The following is a 19,746-nucleotide window of genomic DNA, read 5'->3' as shown; positions in this document are numbered from 1 at the left end:
TGTAAAAAATGATACAGTCATTATTCGATAAAATTTGGAATTATCATTTAGTAAGAAAATTAGATAATGGAATAGATGTTATTTATATTGATCGACATTATATCCATGAAGTGACAAGTCCACAAGCTTTTTTAGAAATAGAAAAAAGAAATATTTCCGTTTTTAGACCAAAACAAATAGTAGCTACTGCAGATCATAATGTTCCTACAATTCATCAATCGAGTCCTGATCTCGATTCTTTATCAAGGATACAAATCAATTTATTAACAAAAAATTGTAAAAAATTTGGAATTTCTTCTTTATATGGATTGGGACATAAAAATAATGGAATAGTCCATATTATTGGACCAGAGTTAGGTCATACTAAACCAGGTATGACTATTGTTTGTGGTGATAGTCATACTTCTACTCATGGAGCATTTGGTTGTATCGCTTTTGGAATTGGTACAACTCAAGTTGCTATGGTTATGGCTAGTCAATGCCTTTTATTATCCAAACCAAAACAAATGAGGATTCATTTGAATGGAAATTTGAAAAAGGGAGTTACATCAAAAGATGTAATTTTATATATTATTTCCAAACTAGGAGTGGACTCTGGAATTGGTTATTTTGTAGAATATAGTGGATCTACATTTCAAAAAATGAGTATGGAAGAGAGGATGACTGTTTGTAATATGAGTATAGAAATGGGAGCTAAAGGAGGTTTAATTGCTCCAGATCAAAAAACTTTTGACTATGTTGTTGAACATAGTAATGAAAAAATAGACTATAAAATGATGAAATATTGGAAATCATTAAAAACGGATATGGAATATGTGTTTGATCGAGAATATTCATTCATGGCTGATGATATTGATCCGATGATTACTTATGGAACGGATCCTGGAATGGCTATGAAAATAAATGGTACAATTCCGAATCAATCATTTCTTGACGATAAAAAAATGAATTCTTTAAAATATATGGGGTTTTCTCCAGGAGAATCTTTAATAGGAAAAACAATAGATTATATATTTATAGGAAGTTGTACGAATTCTCGAATAGAAGATTTGAGATTAGTAGCATCTATTGTTAAAGGAAAAAAAAAATCTCGTCATATACATGTTTTGATAGTCCCAGGGTCGAATAAAGTACTGAGACAAGCAAAAAAAGAAGGATTAGATGTTATTTTTAATAATTCTGGTTTAGATTTTCGTGAACCAGGATGTTCTGCTTGTTTAGGTATGAACTCCGATAAAATTCCTTCAGGGAAATATTGTGTATCTACATCGAATAGAAATTTTGAAGGAAGACAAGGACCTGGTTCGAGAACTTTACTATCCAGTCCTTTAACAGCAGCTGTTATAGCTATTGAAGGTAAAATTGTAGATATAAATAAATATATTCATGAAGAAATTTAAAAATATGATCAGTAGAGTTGTACCAATTCCAATAGAAAATATTGATACAGATCAGATTATACCATCTCGATTTCTAAAAGAATCAAATAAAAAAAAATTAGGAAAAAATTTATTTTCAGATTGGCGTTATAAAAAAGATGGTTCTTTAAATCAAGATTTTATATTAAATAGTGATGAATTTTTTGGTAAAATACTTTTATCGGGAAAAAATTTTGGATGTGGTTCTAGTAGAGAACACGCTGTTTGGGCTATATTTGATTATGGATTCCGAGTTGTCATAGCTAATTCTTTTTCTGATATTTTTAAAGATAATGCATTAAACAATGGGTTATTAGTTGTAGAATTATCTGAAGGTTTTGTTCAAACATTGTTTAAAATCATAACAAATAATCCTAGAACGGAAATACAAGTAGATTTAATTCATCAAAAAGTATTAATTATGAAAAAAAATAATTTTGAAAAATTTTATATACATCCATATAGAAAAAGTTGTTTTTTAAATGGATATGATGATATTGATTTTTTAATTACCATGAAAAAAGAAATAGAGATTTTTGAAAAGAAAAATATTTTACTAAAAAAGTAATGATCAAATATATTTCTGTAATAGAAGGTGATGGAATAGGACCTGAAATTATAAAACAAACAATTAAAATTCTAAATGCTATTGGATTAAAATATAATCATCAATTTTTTTATACAAAAGTTTTAGCTGGAGGATCTGCTATAGAAAAATTTGGAGATCCAATGCCAAAAGAATCTATAAATAGTTGTTATAAATCCGATGCTATTTTATTTGGATGTGTAGGAGATCCTAAATACGATAATAATGATTTAGGAAATAGACCAGAAGATGGATTATTAAAACTTCGAAAAAAAATGGATTTATATTGTAATATTCGTCCAATTAAATCCTATCCAGAAATTGATAATGATGCTTATCATATAAATAATCAAAAATTATTCAGCAATGTTGATTTTGTAATATATCGCGAATTAACAGGAGGAATTTATTATGGGAAAAAAGGAAGATATAATAATGGAGAATCCGCTTATGATTACTGTTCTTATTCAAAAAGAGAAATTGAAAGAATAGGCCATTTAGCATTTCAATCAGCTCTTTCTAGAAAAAAAAAATTAACATTAGTGGATAAATCTAATGTATTAGAAACTTCTAGATTATGGCGTGAGATTATAAAAAAAATGTGGTGTACTTATTCTGAAGTTAATTTAGATTTTTTATATGTAGACAATGCAGCTATGCAAATTATTGTGAATCCCAAAAGATTCGATGTTATATTAACGGAAAATATGTTTGGAGATATTTTATCGGATGAATCTAGTATTATTAGTAGTTCTTTGGGATTGTTACCTTCAGCATCTATAGGAGAAAAAATATCTTTATTTGAACCTGTACATGGGTCTTATCCTCAAGCAAAAGGAAAAAATATAGCAAATCCGTTAGGATGTATTCTTTCAGGATCGATGATGTTAGAATATTTTGGTATGGTTCAAGAAACAAAATTATTAGAAAAAGCTGTTAGAATATCTATAAAAGATGGTTTTTCTACAAAAGATATCAATCCCAATTCATATAAAAATACAGATGAAGTTGGTGATTATATCAAAAAATTGATATTGTCAAGCTAGTAAATTTTTTCTATAATTGGAATTTTAGGATTTAAAATTTCGTTAATTCTATTAGAAAGGAATGGAAAGAAATTTGTTTTATATTCTTTATATGTTATAAATGTTTTTTTTTCACAAAAAAAATTTATAGGAATAGGTTTGATTATTACATTATTTCTATATTTTATAGGAGAAATTATTTCTATTTTTGATATAGATTTTTGATTGTTTATATGAGAATTAAACCATAAATAAACATATATGAGTAACTGCATTGTATTTGAATAAATTGGATTTGTAAATATATCTTTTCTTTGTTGAAAAGATATATTTATATCTTTTTTTTTAGATAGTCCTATTTTATAATCAATAATACGATTAACTCCGTTAATCTCGTCAATTCGATCGATAATTCCATGTAAATGAATTTTTTTTGATTGAATATGAATAATATTAGATATTTTATGTTCTACATTTTTAATCAATATTTTATTTCCTTTTTGAATCACTTGTTCATCCCATAAGATAAAATGTTCTATATAATTTTTTATTAGAAAATAATATAGTCTATTGTTTTTTATTTTTTCAAGTTTTTGTTCGGATAAAATTTTTTTAATAGTTGGCTTAACTATTTTTTTCATATGATGAATATAAGTATTAGTAATGTAATTTCCTTTTATAGGAGAATAAATCAGTTGTAAAACTTTGTGAGTCATTTCTCCAATTTTTAATTGGCATAAGTTAGATTCCTTATTTTTTAGATTCAGGATTTTTTTAGAATAAAAAAGAATAGGATTTTTATTATATAAAATGATAGAAGATGGAGATATACCTTGTATTCTTAAATCATTCAATTGATTGATAAAATATTTTGTTTTTTCAATAAAAATTGGTTTTTTTTTTTTATTAGGAAAACATGAAAAATTTTTGTTTTTTATTGATATTTTATAACCAATTTTTAATTGGTGAATAAAAGAACTCATTTCTCCAGAATTGATTTCATCTGGTTGGTTTTTAAATATGAGAAATATTTTTTTCGAAGATTGATAAATTCTTATAAAATGAGAAAAGTAATATTTTTCTCTCATCAAATCGTCATGAATTCTTAGTTTTTTTTGAATATCATAGGGAATTAAAGAATAATTTTTTTTTTTAGGAGGGATGACATTTTCATTGAAAGAAGTAATGATAGTTATGTCAAATTTTTCAATAAAGTTTTTTGTAAAACTTGTAAAAAATAATTTTGGGGATTTTTTGTTTCTATACTCCATGCTTTCCATTTTTACAAAATCATTGTATATGTGAAATAGATCATTTACAATAAATGATGAAATTATTTTTTTTCTATCCAATATTTTCAATCGAAAAAATAACAACTCTAATTTGTATAAAAACTGTAATTCGATATAATGTTTAGTAATATCTTTATACAAAAAGTTTTTGATTTTTCTGATAAAACTAATTAGTATTTTTAATATTTTTTTTATATTCAATGATTTTATGAACAATACATGAAGATAGTTATTCATTAAATATTTTTCTATTAATTGTTTGGAAATAAAATATGAATTATTATTATGTAGTAATTTTTTTATTATAAAATTGTTTTTGATAAAAATATTTTGAATATATCTATCTAAAAATATTTTTTTTACATATTTTGTTTCAATTTTGTTGAATTTATTTTGTTGTATTAAAAATTCAAATATTACTTGAAAAGTATAATGAAGAGGTATATCTTTTAAAGGAAAATGGATATGAATGGATGATTGAATATTGAAAACATTTCTAATAGAATATATTAAAGGAATCAATAAAGAATGATCTGATGGAATTATCAATATTTTTTTGAATGGATTTTTATTATTGATTGTTTTTTTTATGATATTTTCTACTATTTTTATTTGTTCTATTTCTTTTGAAACACCAATAACACTCAATTTATTTAAAATTTCTATTTTTTTATTATTGAAAATATTATGAGTAGGATTCCTATTATATTTGAAATATTTTGTATTATCACATAATTTATATATAAAACATTGATTGTTTTGATCTATTCTTTTTACTAATTTTTTTTCCCATTTATCGAAAATTAAATTTTTTCGAAAAAAAAAATTAGTTCTACATTTAAGTTATGTGATAGAAAGTTATCTAAATAATCAATAGATTTTTTATACATTAACCCTTGATATGTCAATCCTTTTTCTAATAATTTAGATTGTAAAATATGATAATATTGATTCATTTTTTTCCAAAAAAGTATTTTTTTTTGATCAAAAAAATTTGAATTCCATTGTTTTATTTTTTCTGTAGATATAATGGAATGAAAAACATGATGAATATTCATCATATTAAAATCAATATATTGAAAATCATTTAATATTTTAGGAGTAAGTCTAATAAACTTCACTAATTCATTCTTATCAAAATGATCTTTTTTTAGAATCGAAATAAAATAAAAAAAAAGATGAAATTGATCCAATTTTTTCTTTTTAGAAATCAATTCTAAAAATTTTTCTATTGTAAAAAATTTAGTATTGATTTTTTTAAATAAACAATGATATTCATCCTTTATATATTCTATAATATCTAAATCCTTAGATAGAAATATTAATTTTCTATTATTAGAATTTTGTTTTTTGAATAATGCAATATGTTTTTTGATTATTTGATAGATTTTTTTTTTCACGATATATATAAAACCTTTTTAAGAAACATTTTTCATTTTGAAAAATGTTTTAATTTTGTATTCGTCTTTAATAATTTGATTTTTTAATTCATTAATAGATTGGAATTGAATTTCCTCTCGTATAATTTTAATCATTGATATTTTTATTTTTTTTCCATAAATTTCTTGAAAAAAATTGAATATATGAACTTCTAGTTTTGTTTTTCGATTCTTATGATGTATAGTAGGATTTAATCCTATATTTAACATACCTTTGTATATTTGATTGACATAATGTATTTGAACTGCATAAACCCCCCGTTTTGGTACTAATTTTTTTGAATCAACTATGAAATTAGCCGTTGGATATTTCATTACTTTTCCTAATCCTATTCCTCTTACAACATATCCAGACAATGTATAGAAATAACCTAAAGATTCATTTGCCCATTCTAAATTTCCTAATAAAAGAGATTTTCGTATCTCAGTAGAACTAATTATTTTGTTTTGAAGTTGGAATGGAGGTATTTTATATAATCGAAATTTCTTTTTTTGAGAAAGAATTTTGAGTTCGTTGTAAGAATTTCTTCTATTTTTTCCAATATGAAAATCATATCCAACAATCATTTTATCAATATTCAATTTATAATGTAATATTTTTTGATAAAAAATTTTTGTACTCAATTTTGAAAAAATTCTTGTAAAAGGATGAATGATTAAATGTTCGATTCCAGTATTTTTTAAATTAGATATTCTTTCTGAAAGAGTATTTAGATAATAAAATTTTTTGTTTGGATATAATATTTCTTGTGGATGAGGATTAAAAGTCAATAAAACTGAACAGTATTTTTTTTTTTTATTTACAACTAAATTTTGAATGATTCTTTGATGTCCTATATGAACTCCATCAAAAAATCCAAATGTAAAGACACATGGATATGAAGAAGAAAATTCTTCAATTAACGAATAAATTTTCAAAATTTTATATCTTTTCTCTTACATTTATAAATGCAAATATATGAATGATTTTTTGAAATCAAATTAAATTTTTTAAGATAAAAATGAAGAATAAGAATAAAGAAGTGAAAGGAATCATCACACAAATTATAGGACCAGTTATCGACGTTTCTTTTAAAGAGAAAATACATATTCCTAAAATATATGACGCATTAGAAGTAGAAAATTCCAAAGAAAATCCAATTATTTTAGAAATACAACAACATATTGGAGATAATAAAGTTCGATGTCTTTCTATGGAAGAAACATATGGATTACGAAGAGGTCAAAAAGTAAAGGTTTTAAATCAACCAATTACTATTCCAGTAGGAAAATCTATTAATGGAAGAATATTCAATGTTTTAGGAAATTGCATAGATGGATTAGGTAAAGTGAAACATTCTGAAAAAAGGTCGATTCATAGCTCTCCTCCTTTATTTCAAAATTTATCGACTCATACTGAAATATTATATACGGGAATTAAAGTTATTGATTTAATTGAACCATATCCAAAAGGAGGTAAAATTGGATTATTTGGAGGAGCTGGTGTTGGAAAAACTGTATTAATACAAGAATTAATAAATAATGTTGCAAAAAAATACGGAGGTATGTCTGTTTTTGCAGGAGTTGGAGAAAGATCTAGAGAAGGTAATGATTTATTAAGAGAAATGTTAGAAGCTGGAATTATAAATTATGGAGAATCTTTTATGAAATCAATGAAAAATGGTTATTGGGATCTATCTAAAGTGGATAAAAATATGTTGGAAAAATCCAAAGCTACTTTTATTTTTGGTCAAATGAATGAGTCTCCAGGAGCTAGAGCAAGAGTCGCTTTATCTGGATTAACCTTAGCTGAATATTACCGAGATCAACCGTTAAATAGTAAAAAAGGTCAAGATGTTTTATTTTTTATAGACAATATATTTCGATTTACTCAAGCTGGATCTGAAATATCTGCCTTATTAGGAAGGATCCCTTCATCTGTAGGTTATCAACCAACTTTGTCATCCGAAATGGGCTCTATGCAAGAAAGAATTACTTCAACAAAAAATGGATCCATTACATCTGTACAAGCAGTTTATGTTCCTGCTGATGATTTAACAGATCCTGCTCCTTCAGTAACATTTTCTCATTTAGATGCAACAACGGTTCTATCTAGAAAAATATCTTCTTTAGGAATCTATCCTTCGGTCGATCCATTAGATTCAACTTCACGAATATTATCTCCAGAAATAATAGATAAAAACCATTATGATTGTGCATTACGTGTAAAAGAAATTCTACAAAAATATAATTCTTTACAAGATATTATAGCAATATTGGGAATTGATGAACTGAGTGAAGAAGATAAATTAGTAGTATCTAGAGCTAGAAGAGTTCAGAAATTTTTATCACAACCTTTCCATGTTGCAAAACAATTTACAGGAATAAAAGGAGAGTTTGTGAAAATTGAGGACACTATCAAAGGATTTAATATGATACTTAATGGAGAATTAGATAATATACCAGAAATATCTTTTCATTTAAAAGGAACGATTGAACAAGTAATAGAACATGGAAAAAAAATATTAACAAATATATCATGATGGAACTAAATATTATAAGTATAGATAAAGTAGAATATTATGATAATGTATTTTCCATTAAAGCTCCTGGTATGAATGGTTATTTCCAAATATTAAATCAACATATTTTTTTTATATCTATTCTAAAAAATGGAATGTTGACATTTACTCTAAGTAATTCGAAAAAAATACGAAAAATGAACATAAAAAATGGATTTTTACAAGTAAATAAAAATGTAGTAATTGTTTTGTTATAATTAAAAATGAATGATTTGTTATTCTTTTTGAATAATATCATTTGTAAATATTTTTATAGCACTAAAAATAAATTTGTTCAAAACAGATTCATCAATTACACAAATCAGGTCCGAATAGGAAATATTTTTTTTTACATAAAATTGGAAAAACTAGTTTTCATTTCGTTTATTATTTATATTCTATGAATCTATTTTATCCTAAATCAGAATTATATCCATAAAAACAGATATTTTATCATTTTGTATGAAAAATTTCATTATAAGATATTTTCAAAAAAAATAAATAAATTTTATGATTTTTTTGTATATTCAATTTTGATTTATTTTATATTATGATATATAATTTTTTCATTCATTCATTTTTAATTATGAATAATATAATCATTATTCATGATTCTTTTGATAATATACTTTATAAGTATTCCGTATGACCTAAAAAATAGAAATTTTTGATAATTTATCCTTTTTTTTATTTACGGAAGTAGTAATCAAAATATTGATTGTTCTATATGTTCATATTTTGTCTAATTCTTTTTTTATAGAATAATGGGTATTGACTTGATTTATCGGTTTATTGCATTTTGATTAAATTAAAATCTACGTTTTTTTTTCCAAATGTTGAAAAATATGAATTTTTCAAATTTTGTTATTAACCAATTATAATATATTTAATATAAATTATATTGAAGTAAATCAATCGACATTTTGTTTTTATAGCATACTATCATACTGTTTTAGTGTTATATTTTGTTATAAATCAAAATCTAATTGTTTTTTTATCCATATTCATAAAAAATTATAAGATTTATTTTCTTTATATAAAATGTAAACATTGATATGTTCATTGAAATTATATATTATATAAATAGAGAAATGGAAATGTTAAACATATCCATCATACATTTGAAACATATATATCACATTTGAGTTTATTTCTCATGATTATGGAAATTTATGATCTTTGAAAAGAATTATTTTCAAATTTTTGATGAAGAATATTTATTGTGCATTTATTTAAATGATATAAAAAAATACATATATTATTTTTCCATTTTTTGAAAAAAAATTTTTATATGTGATTTATAAAAGTTTACTAATTTTGTTGTTATAAATAAAATTATGAAATATATGTCTGATATTGAATCTATAGTTTATTCTCTTATTATGGATAAACTCAGTGTAGAAAAAAAAGAAATTTTTTCTAACTCTAGTTTTACGAATGATTTAGGTGCAGATTCATTAGATATAGTAGAACTCATTATGGAATTTGAAAAAGAATTTGATATTAGCATTTCTGATGAAAAAGCTGAAAAAATAACAACAGTTGGTGAAGCGATCATAGCTATCAAAGATCTTATATATGAAAAAAAAAATATAGAAAAAAAATCTGAATAGAAAGATTTTTATGCACAATAAATATGAAAATTTTTTCAAAAAAGTAGTTATTACTGGTATTGGAACCATTACTCCAATAGGAAATAATGTAGAGGAATATTGGATTTCTCTCATTAATGGAAAAAGTGGTACAGCTCCAATTACCTATTTTAATACTAAAAAATATAAAACAAAATTTGCATGTGAAATAAAAAATTATGACCCTCGTCTTTATTTTAGTAAAAAAGAAATTAAAAAATTGGATCCATGTGCTCAATATGGAATCATTTCTTCTAATGAAGCAATAGAAAATAGTGGGATTGATTTTTCTAAAGAAAAAAAAGAAAGAATTGGAGTTGTTTGGTCTTCTGGTATTGGAGGTCTTTTAAATTTAGAAGAATCTATATCGGATTATATTATAAACGGTTATATACCCAGATTTAGTCCTTTTTTTATTCCTAAAATGTTAATAGATATTACTGCCGGTTATATATCCATGAGATATGGATTACATGGACCTAATTATGCCACAGTATCTTCTTGTGCTTCTTCTTCTCATGCAATAGTAGATGCTTATCATTTAATATGTTTAGGAAAAGCAGACGTAATGATAGCTGGAGGATCAGAAGCTGCTATAACACAAAGTGGAGTAGGTGGATTTAATGCTTTACATGCATTATCAACTAGAAATGATGATTTTCAATCGGCTTCTAGACCTTTTGATCGAGATAGAGATGGTTTTGTTTTAGGAGAAGGATCAGGTTGTCTTATTCTTGAAGAATATAAACATGCTAAAAATAGAGATGCATTCATTTATGCTGAAATAGGGGGAGTTGGATTGTCTGGAGATGCGTTTCATGTAACAAAACCACATCCAAAAGGAAAAGGGATTATGTTAGCTATGAAAACGGCTATAAATGATGCATGCATTAAATATGAGGAAGTAGATCATATTAATTCTCATGGTACTTCCACTAAATTAGGAGATATAGCAGAAATAAACGCTATTCAAAATGTTTTTTCTGATAAAATATTTGATATAGATATTAATTCCACAAAATCAATGACAGGTCATTTATTAGGTGCTGCTGGAGCGATAGAATCTATTGCTTCAATACTTCCTTTAACTAAAGGAATCATTCCTCCTACTATCAATCTATTTCATCAAGATGAAAATATAGACTCAAAAATTAGATTAACACCAAATCAATCTATTCGAAAAAAAGTAAAAATTAGTATATGTAATACTTTTGGTTTTGGAGGTCATAATGTTTGTATTTTATTTAAAAAATAAATCAATGTGATTTTCATAACATGATGTTCAAAAAACAAGAAATATCTGTTTTATTTAGAAAAATTAAAAAAATATTAGGATTTTCTCCAAAAAATATCAATTCCTTAATAGATGTTTTTGTATATAATTTTTATGAAAAAAAAAGTCATATACATGAAAAATATTTTTTTAATTTTCAAAGATTAGAATTTTTAGGAGATTCCGTTTTAAATACTATTATATCCCATATTTTATGTGAAAAATATCCTGAAAAAAAAGAAGGAGAATTAACTCAAATACGATCAAAAATAGTTTGTAGAAAAAATTTAAATGAACTGTCTAAAAAATTGACTATATACGATATTTTTTTAGATAAAACCATGATATCTAATAATAATGTATTAGGAAATACATTAGAAGCTTTAATTGGATTCGTTTATTTAGAAATAGGATATCAAAAATGTAAGAATTTTGTATATGAAAAAATATTACATAACCATATTAATTTTTCGAAAATTCAGGGTGAAATATTTCGTTATAAGGTATGGATGATAGAATGGTGTCAAAAAAATAAATTTTCAATTAATTTTAATACTTTTTTGGATGAAAAAAATAAAAATAATATGACTTATATATCCATATTTACAATATCGGAATCCAATATTCACACTCAAGGTGTTGGTTTTTCAAAAAAAACATCAGAAGAAATAGCTGCAAAAAAAGCTTATTTTCTTCTTTTAAAAAGAAAAAAAAAAAATTAAATCATATGGATTCTGTTAATAAAAAATATCCTCATATAAAAAAAGGAAGAGGTCATCCATTAGTATTGCTTCATGGTTTAATGGGTGGATTAAGTAATTTTAAATATGTATTAGATTTTTTTCCCAAAATAGGTTATGAAGTCATTTTTCCCTTTCTTCCTCTTTATAATAGACCTCTATTTTTAACAAATATATATAGCATATCTAATTATATAATTGAATTTTTAATTGAAATAGGAGTAAGAAAAGTGACTTTGATTGGAAATTCGTTAGGAGGTCATATAGCCTTAATTATAGCAAAAAATAACATGGATTTGGTTCATTCTCTAGTATTAACTGGTAGTTCTGGTTTATTTGAAAAATCTTTTGGATCTCATTTTCCTAAAAGAGAAAATTATGAATATATTAAGAAAAAATCACAAGAAGTATTTTATAATCCTAGTATAGCAACTAAAGAACTAGTGGATGAAATTTTTCATATTGTAAATGATAAAAAAAAAGGAATAAAAATTTTATATATGGCAAGAAGTTCCATGAAATATAATATGTCTAAAGATTTATCTTTGATTCATATTCCGATTTGCTTAATTTGGGGAAAACAAGATTATATTACTCCTCCAGATGTTGCAAACTTATTTCATAAATTATTACCCAATTCGGATTTATATTGGATTGATAAATGTGGACATGTTCCTATGATGGAACATCCTAAAACATTCACAATAATTATGGAAAAATGGCTTTCTCAATTTAATTTGAATCATGAAAATATTTTCTGTAAAATTTAAAAAGAGTATATCTGATATTAATCAATTTATTGTTAATAAGAATTATCCTGAGTATGCTTTTGCAGGAAGATCTAATGTAGGAAAATCTAGTTTAATAAATTGTATCACCAATCGAAGATCGATAGCACGAGTTTCCTCCCATCCGGGAAGTACAAAATTGATTAATCATTTTATAATAAATCAAGAGTGGTATTTAATAGACTTGCCAGGTTATGGTTTTTCTTCTAATAAATACCTTAAGAAAACAAATAATAAACTAATTATAGATTATATTTTTTATAGAAAAACTATAACCTGTTTATTTTTATTAATAGATTGTAGAATTTTGATGCAAAAAATTGATATAAATTTTATAAATTTTTTAAACAAAAAAAAAATCAAATTTTGTATTGTTTTTACAAAAGTTGATAAATTAAAAAATATGAATATTCTTGATCATCATATTGTATCATATTTTTCTAAAATGAAAAAAAAAATGATTTATCCTAAATATTTTAAAATATCTTCAAAAAAAAAACTGGGGATCAAAAATATGAAACAATATATAGAAGAATTAAATCAATTACAAAAAAAAGCTCATTATTCCTAATTCATAAGATTTTAATCCAAATCCAAAAATAGTTCCGTTACAAACAGAAGATAAAAATGATTTTTTTCGAAAAATTTCTCTAGAATATATATTGGATATATGAATTTCCACTACTGGAGTTGTAATGGATTTAATAGCATCTGCAATAGCAATAGAAGTATGAGTATACGCTCCTGCATTCAATAAAATGCCATCAGAATTAAATCCTATTTGATGTAACATATCTATAATTTTTCCTTCGCAATTATATTGATAACAATCAATATTTATATTAGAAAATATTTTTTTTTTTTTTACTTGATGAATATATTCATGAAAATTTTCCGTTCCATAAAATTTTGTTTCTCTTATTCCTAAGAGATTTAAATTAGGACCATTAATGATAATTATTCTTTTCATGTACAAAATTTTGATTCAAAATATTTATAACTTCATGATTACTTAATCGAATAAAAATTTTTTTTTTCAGATGTTTTCTAGTTAATCCTCCAAAATTTATACGATCTAATTGAATGACATCGTAATTCAATTTTTTGAAAATTCGTTTAATAATTTTATTCCATCCTAAATATAATCCAATTTTTATTTCGTTTTTCAAATAACCTTTATATATAAAATTAATTTTTATTCTTCCTTCTTTCAAAAAAATTTTTTCTTTTTTGATTTTATATATATCTTTTGATTCTATTTCTTGATTTAATAAAACACGATAAATTTTCTGTATACGGTGTTTTGGATGAGTTAATTTTTCGGATATTTGACCATCATTTGTAAGAAGTAAAAGACCAGTTGTTAATCGATCCAATCTTCCTACGGGAAATAACCTATACTTTATCAAATCATGAGGAATTAAGTTCATCACCGTTTTTCTATGAAATTGATCTTTAGTTGTTGTAATAAAACCTTTAGGTTTATCTATTAACAAATAAATTTTTTTTTCAATTTTAATAGTTTCTCCATTAAATTTTACGATATCTTTTGTATTAATTATGGTACCTAATTTAGTAATAATCTTTCCATTAACCTCTACGGATCCTGATTGAATTAATAAATCCGATTTTCTTCTAGATGAAATTCCTGCACAAGATAAGAAATGATTTAATCTTATTTTTTTTTGTTTTGTAAACATATAAAAATTAATTAAAATTGAAAAATGATTTTTGTCTGATATTTTTTTAATTTTTGAATTGATAATTCATAGTTTGGAGAAAATACTAATGTAAAACCACCACCACCAGATCCACATAATTTCATATAATGAAAATCATTATATATTCCTTCTTTCCAAATTTTAATAAAATTTTTTGGAATCATATAATAAAGATTATCAAAAATCCAAATAGATATTTTTTTAACACAATGTAATAAAGATTGAAAGTCTTTTTCTAAAAAAAATTTAATGCATTTTTGATTATATTGTACGAATTCCTTTTTTAAATTTTTTTTAAATGTGTTGTTTTTTAATTTTTTCAAGAAAAATTTGATCATATATCTTGTTTCTCCTTTCCTTTCTGAATTTAATAAAAAAATAGCCCCTTTTCCTTTTTTGTTTTTTTTAGGTATTTGAATTGTTGATATTTTATTTTTAGAATAAATTAAAAAAGGTTTATTGAAATAACATATTAAAGGATCTAAACCCGAACTTTTTTCATGAAAAAAAGATTCCATATCACTAAAAATTTTTGTAAAAAATAGAAGATTTTCATCTTTTATTTCATTAACATTTTTTTTACTTCTTGAATATCTATCATAAATAGAGGCAACTAAAGCTCCAGAACTTCCTAACCCACATTTTTGAGGAATATTAGAATGAAAATATATTCCTTTTTCTAAATCTTGCGAAAAGTTTTTGAGATGTAGCATTTTAAATGAAGAATGTTTTTTTGATAGAGAAAGAAAATTGTAGAATTTTTTCATTTCTTGATTAGAATGAAAATGATGAATATTATTTCCAAACTTTAAAATTCCTTGATAAAAATCATAAGGAATAGAAAGTCCACAGTAATTTTCTAAAACTCCATATTCTCCAAATAATAAAATCTTTGAAGGAAATATAGAATGTTTCATTTTTTACTTTGTAATTATTAAATTTAAATTTTATTTCTATGGTTATCATATAAATATAAAAATAAATATAAAAAAAGAATTTCATTGAAATGAAAATAGCAGTATATGGACAAAAAATTACGGAACAGAATATACCATATTTAAATAAGTTCATTAAATACGCGTTAAATCAATCGATAGAAGTGTATATAGAAAAATGTTTTCTTCAAACATTATCATCTTTTCGTGAATTTAAAGAAATGAAATATCCTATATTTTCTCATTATGAAGAATTAAAAAAAAATTTTAGCCTGATGTTTACTTTTGGTGGAGATGGAACTATTTTATCTGCTATTAATTTCATAAGAGATTCTGGAATTCCTATTGTAGGAGTAAATACTGGAAATTTAGGATTTCTCGCAACTTTTAATAAGGATGTTTTTATTCATAAGATTGATCAAATATTTAATAAAAAACTATATTTAATGCCAAGGAGTTTATTATGTTTGGAATCATCAATCATCAAATTTCATAAAACATTCAATTTTGCATTAAATGAAATAGTCATTTTACGAAAAGAAACTGTTTCTATGATCACTATAGATGTTTATATTGATAATGATTTTTTAACATCGTATTGGGCTGATGGTTTAATCATTTCTACTCCTACAGGTTCTACTGGTTATTCTTTGAGTTGTGGAGGACCTATTATTAGTCCTGATAATAAAAATTTTGTTCTTACTCCTATTTCTCCACATAACTTGTTTTCACGTCCATTGGTAATATCAGATCATCAAACAGTACACTTAAAGATACATAGTAGAACTATGTATTATTCATTATCAATGGATACAAGATTAACTTCTTTAAAAAAGGAAAATGAATTATATATTAAAAAGGCTCCTTTTTATGTATATATATTCCAGGAAGGAAAAAATACTTATTTTAAAACCTTAAGAGAAAAACTATTATGGGGTATAGATCAAAGAAACTAAGTTTATATTATATTTGTGAAAAATGTTTTTTATGATGTTTTATGAAAAACTTATTAGAAAAAATAGATTATAGTAAAATACCTCATCATGTAGCTATTATTATGGATGGAAATGGCCGTTGGGCTGAAAAAAGGGGAAAATTGAGAACTTTTGGTCATGAACAAGCTATGATATCTATTATAGATTCTTTGAATGCTTGTAAAGAATTAGGTATTCCATATATTACTTTATATGTTTTTTCTTCAGAAAATTGGAGTCGTCCTAAACAAGAAGTAGAAAATCTATTAAATTTATTTCATAAAAATTTAAAAAAGTATCTAGAAGTGATTCATCGAAAAAATTTGAGAATTATTTCTATTGGATGTATGGAAAAATTTTCAGATTTTCTTCAAAAAGTACTTTGTTTTTTTATAAAAAAAACAAAACATAACAGTTCTGGAACTCTCGTTTTAGCATTGAATTATGGATCTAGAGAAGAAATTATAAGAGCTACAAAAAATATTGCAAAAAAAGTATGTCAAGGAGTTATCCCATTAGAAGATATAAATGATTCTTTTTTTCAAGATCATTTATACACAAAAAATTTACCAGATGTAGATTTAGTTATCAGAACTAGTGGAGAAAAAAGAATAAGTAATTTTTTGCTTTGGCAGTCTGCTTATGCTGAATTATATTTTACAAATATTTTATGGCCTGATTTTAGAAAAAAAGATTTTTTTAAAGCTATTATCAATTATCAAAAAAGAAAACGTCGTTTTGGTAATATTCATTAATTTTTATTCATGATGAATAATTGTATTGTTTTTAAAAATATATGTTATTATTTATCTTTTTTTATATTAATACAATTATTGTTCTCACACCATTTATTTTCTGAAACAAATCCATACTTTGATTCTAAAAAGGGAAAATTCATTATTCATAATAAATACAATATTCATCAGATAACTGTAAGGAATATTTTTATAAAAGGAAAAACAATTTTGGATGGTAATTATATATATGATATAACTGGTATTCATCCAGGAGATATAACATTGAATACCAAAGTAGATAATTCTATTCGAGAATTGTGGAAAAGTAATTTATTTAAAAATGTAACTGTTTTTAAAAAAGAAGTAGGAAAAAATAAAATTGATCTTTTATATAAACTAGAGGACTTAGATGAAATACATGATATCAAAATTAAGGAAAAAGGAGGTAATGAAGTGAATCCAAATCAGTTTTTAAGTATTACAAATATTCAATTTGGATATCGAATTCCCCAATATTTGATTCGGGTAATCAAAGAAGATATTCAATCATTTTATGAAAAAAAAGGATATCCTAATGTTTCTGTTAAATATAAAATATTAGAAGATAAAAATACTTCTAAAAATATATTATATTTTCTCGTTATAAAAGGAAAAATAGTGGAAATAGAAGAAATTGATTTTGATGGAAATAAAATTGTTTCTGATCAGGATTTATTAACTTGTATGATAAATACGAAGAGTCATTATCCTTTCCCTTTCATACAAAAACCTGTTTATTATTTTGTTCAAGAAAACATAAAACAAGATTTGATAGGGATTCAAAAACAATATCAATCTATTGGAAATAGATACGCAAATATTTTTTTAGATTCTGTATGGGAAAAAAAAACTGGAAATTATGGATTAAAAATAAAAATAATCGAAGGAAAAAGATATTACATAAGAAATATTTCTATTCATGGTAATGAACATGTAGATACAGATACATTAAAAAGAATTCTTTTTCCTAAAATGATGAAAAGAGGTAAATATTATAAAAATGTTTATAATAGAATAAGACTAGAAAAACGTCTCTTCGGTAAAGATTGTCGTAGCGTTTTTACTCAATATTTAAATTTGGGATATTTATTTGTTAAAATATTTTTGGAAGAAAAATTAACACGTACGAATCAAGTAGATTTATTTATTCGAATATATGAACAAGAGCCTGTTCATATTCATGAAATAAAAATCAAAGGAAATGTCATTACAAATGAAGAAATAATTAGAAGAGAATTTCAAATGATGCCTGGAGATAAGATTTCTCCTGAAAAAATCAAAGAAAGTTTTGTTTCTTTAGAAAAATTAAATTTATTTAATCAAATATCTTTTAGATTTGTTCCATATAAAAATAACTCTGTGGATATAGAATGGAATGTTGTGGAAAAAAATGCTAATGAAATTCAATTACAAGGGTCATTAGGAGGTAATTGCATTTCAAAATTTATTGGAAGATTAAATTTCAATTTTAAAAATTTTTCTATTAAAAACATTTTTCATCCAAGATCATGGGATCCTGTTCCACAAGGTGATGGACAAAAACTACAGATTAGTAGTGAATTTGGTCGGTATTTTCATTCTTATGGATTTTCTTTTACAGATCCATGGATTAAAAAAAAAATGCCAATTTCCGTAACAATAGAAGCTAATCATTTAAGAAAAGAAATAACAAATAATGAAGATGCAGATTCATTAAATGAATCTGCAATTGAACCATTGAATGAATTTTCAAGTGAACGATTATTTTTAGATCAAACATTAGGTTCTTTGATAGTAAGTAAAACTCTTCCTTTCATCGATCCTTATTCTAATGTATCTTTTTCTATAAATGGAGAAAAAAATAGTTATTATAAGAAAAAAATAGATTCATCTTATTATAATAAACGATTTCAATTCAATGATATCAATACTAGAATTTCATTGGAAAGAGATTCTACGATACTAAACCCCATTTTTCCATTTTCTGGTTCTTATATAAAATTAGAAGGAGTATTTTCACCTATGTATAATGATTTTTATGAAAAGAATAAAAAAATCAGTATTGTGCATGATCAAAAAAAATGGAAAAATTATTTTAAAGTAAAATTCCTTACTTATTGGTATAAAAAAATTATGGATAGATTAATATTAAAATTAATAGGAGAAACTGGTTATATAGGAAATTATCAAGGAAAAAAACCTGAATTACCATTTCATAAATTTTATATGGGAGGAGTTCAACCAAAAGGAATAGGAAACAATTATATTTCTTTTAGAGGATATGATTTTCCAAAAAAAGATTCAATATATGAAATGGCAAGTGATGGAGGAAGTTTTTATAAGAAAATAGGTTTAGAATTAAGGTATTTACTTCATAATGCACCTACACTAAAAATGTGGACTCTTTTCTTTATAGAAGGAGGGAATGTCGATGATTCTTATCGAATATTCAGTAAAAAAATGAATAAATCCTTTGGTATTGGATTTCGATCTTATTGGCCTCCAATAGGATTTATTGGTGTAGATTTTGGTTGTCCAATAAATTCATTTATGAAAAAAGAAGATAATTATTTCAATCCAAAATGGAAAAGTCATATTATCATGGGGGATGATGTATAAAGAAATTGGA

Annotated in this window: 19 protein-coding genes; 13 read left to right on the top strand and 6 right to left on the bottom strand. The window is 23.9% G+C overall.

Going from position 1 to position 19,746, the window contains the following annotated elements; genetic code table 11:
• Positions 1-8 precede the first annotated feature (8 nt).
• From leuC to leuB, 3 genes are read left to right on the top strand one after another with little or no spacing between them, the layout of a single operon-like run.
• Positions 9-1,400, top strand: coding sequence for a 3-isopropylmalate dehydratase large subunit (leuC, locus tag H0H35_RS02590; protein ID WP_185882895.1), 1,392 nt, complete (start codon positions 9-11; stop codon positions 1,398-1,400).
• Entirely contained in the window at positions 1,387-1,986 is a 600-nt protein-coding gene (leuD, locus tag H0H35_RS02585) for a 3-isopropylmalate dehydratase small subunit (RefSeq protein ID WP_185882894.1), read from the top strand. The genes leuC and leuD overlap by 14 nt, the downstream gene beginning before the upstream one ends.
• Positions 1,986-3,050 carry a 3-isopropylmalate dehydrogenase gene (leuB, locus tag H0H35_RS02580; RefSeq protein WP_185882893.1) on the top strand — a complete coding sequence of 355 codons (1,065 nt, stop codon included), beginning with the start codon at positions 1,986-1,988 and terminating at the stop codon, positions 3,048-3,050. The genes leuD and leuB overlap by 1 nt, the downstream gene beginning before the upstream one ends.
• Here the strand turns inward: leuB and H0H35_RS02575 are convergent.
• From H0H35_RS02575 to H0H35_RS02565, 3 genes are all read right to left on the bottom strand, one after another.
• Positions 3,047-4,969: a PD-(D/E)XK nuclease family protein gene (locus H0H35_RS02575; protein ID WP_185882892.1), complete on the bottom strand. Its 1,923-nt coding sequence runs from the start codon at positions 4,967-4,969 to the stop codon at positions 3,047-3,049. The genes leuB and H0H35_RS02575 overlap by 4 nt on opposite strands.
• Positions 4,970-5,124: 155 nt before the next feature.
• Positions 5,125-5,721 carry a hypothetical protein gene (locus tag H0H35_RS02570; RefSeq protein ID WP_185882891.1) on the bottom strand — a complete coding sequence of 199 codons (597 nt, stop codon included), beginning with the start codon at positions 5,719-5,721 and terminating at the stop codon, positions 5,125-5,127.
• Positions 5,722-5,739: 18 nt separating this feature from the next.
• Positions 5,740-6,678 carry a bifunctional riboflavin kinase/FAD synthetase gene (locus tag H0H35_RS02565; protein WP_185882890.1) on the bottom strand — a complete coding sequence of 313 codons (939 nt, stop codon included), beginning with the start codon at positions 6,676-6,678 and terminating at the stop codon, positions 5,740-5,742.
• Between the two features lie 83 nt (positions 6,679-6,761).
• Between H0H35_RS02565 and atpD the strand changes: the two genes are divergently transcribed.
• The 7 genes from atpD (at position 6,762) to yihA (ending at position 13,303) form a co-directional block, all read left to right on the top strand.
• Positions 6,762-8,282 (top strand): F0F1 ATP synthase subunit beta, encoded by a 1,521-nt coding sequence (atpD, locus tag H0H35_RS02560; RefSeq protein WP_185882889.1) that lies wholly within the window; start codon positions 6,762-6,764, stop codon positions 8,280-8,282.
• Complete coding sequence (locus tag H0H35_RS02555) at positions 8,279-8,518, top strand: F0F1 ATP synthase subunit epsilon (RefSeq protein WP_238892319.1); 240 nt, start codon at positions 8,279-8,281, stop codon at positions 8,516-8,518. Before atpD ends, H0H35_RS02555 begins: the two co-directional genes overlap by 4 nt.
• A gap of 1,128 nt (positions 8,519-9,646) precedes the next feature.
• Positions 9,647-9,913, top strand: coding sequence for an acyl carrier protein (locus H0H35_RS02550; RefSeq protein ID WP_185882888.1), 267 nt, complete (start codon positions 9,647-9,649; stop codon positions 9,911-9,913).
• Between the two features lie 10 nt (positions 9,914-9,923).
• On the top strand, positions 9,924-11,186 hold the full coding sequence (fabF, locus tag H0H35_RS02545) for a beta-ketoacyl-ACP synthase II (RefSeq protein WP_185882887.1): 1,263 nt from the start codon (positions 9,924-9,926) through the stop codon (positions 11,184-11,186).
• A gap of 23 nt (positions 11,187-11,209) precedes the next feature.
• Positions 11,210-11,926, top strand: coding sequence for a ribonuclease III family protein (locus H0H35_RS02540; protein ID WP_238892318.1), 717 nt, complete (start codon positions 11,210-11,212; stop codon positions 11,924-11,926).
• A gap of 5 nt (positions 11,927-11,931) precedes the next feature.
• A complete protein-coding gene (locus H0H35_RS02535; protein ID WP_185882885.1) occupies positions 11,932-12,714 on the top strand; it encodes an alpha/beta fold hydrolase in 783 nt (260 codons plus the stop codon).
• Positions 12,689-13,303, top strand: a complete 615-nt coding sequence (yihA, locus tag H0H35_RS02530) for a ribosome biogenesis GTP-binding protein YihA/YsxC (protein WP_185882884.1) — start codon at positions 12,689-12,691, stop codon at positions 13,301-13,303. The genes H0H35_RS02535 and yihA overlap by 26 nt, the downstream gene beginning before the upstream one ends.
• On the opposite strand, the gene H0H35_RS02525 is transcribed toward yihA, so the two are convergent.
• Genes H0H35_RS02525 through H0H35_RS02515 form a run of 3 tightly spaced genes read right to left on the bottom strand, consistent with a single transcriptional unit; the run spans position 13,277 to position 15,370 of the window.
• Positions 13,277-13,702, bottom strand: coding sequence for a type II 3-dehydroquinate dehydratase (locus tag H0H35_RS02525; protein WP_185882883.1), 426 nt, complete (start codon positions 13,700-13,702; stop codon positions 13,277-13,279). The genes yihA and H0H35_RS02525 overlap by 27 nt on opposite strands.
• Positions 13,680-14,432 carry a pseudouridine synthase gene (locus tag H0H35_RS02520; RefSeq protein WP_185882882.1) on the bottom strand — a complete coding sequence of 251 codons (753 nt, stop codon included), beginning with the start codon at positions 14,430-14,432 and terminating at the stop codon, positions 13,680-13,682. Before H0H35_RS02520 ends, H0H35_RS02525 begins: the two co-directional genes overlap by 23 nt.
• A gap of 11 nt (positions 14,433-14,443) precedes the next feature.
• Positions 14,444-15,370 (bottom strand): mevalonate kinase family protein, encoded by a 927-nt coding sequence (locus H0H35_RS02515; RefSeq protein ID WP_185882881.1) that lies wholly within the window; start codon positions 15,368-15,370, stop codon positions 14,444-14,446.
• A gap of 89 nt (positions 15,371-15,459) precedes the next feature.
• On the opposite strand from H0H35_RS02515, the gene H0H35_RS02510 reads away from it, so the two are divergent.
• Genes H0H35_RS02510 through H0H35_RS02500 form a run of 3 tightly spaced genes read left to right on the top strand, consistent with a single transcriptional unit; the run spans position 15,460 to position 19,736 of the window.
• Positions 15,460-16,344 (top strand): NAD kinase, encoded by an 885-nt coding sequence (locus H0H35_RS02510; protein WP_185882880.1) that lies wholly within the window; start codon positions 15,460-15,462, stop codon positions 16,342-16,344.
• 41 nt (positions 16,345-16,385) lie between these two features.
• Entirely contained in the window at positions 16,386-17,117 is a 732-nt protein-coding gene (locus H0H35_RS02505) for an isoprenyl transferase (protein ID WP_185882879.1), read from the top strand.
• A 9-nt stretch (positions 17,118-17,126) separates the two neighbouring features.
• Positions 17,127-19,736, top strand: a complete 2,610-nt coding sequence (locus H0H35_RS02500) for a BamA/OMP85 family outer membrane protein (RefSeq protein ID WP_185882878.1) — start codon at positions 17,127-17,129, stop codon at positions 19,734-19,736.
• Positions 19,737-19,746 lie beyond the last annotated feature (10 nt).

Source organism: Blattabacterium cuenoti (genome assembly GCF_014252435.1).
Taxonomy (GTDB): domain Bacteria; phylum Bacteroidota; class Bacteroidia; order Flavobacteriales; family Blattabacteriaceae; genus Blattabacterium; species Blattabacterium cuenoti_X.
The sequence above is the reverse complement of the archived record's forward strand: the minus strand, read 5'-3'. Positions and strand labels throughout refer to the sequence as shown.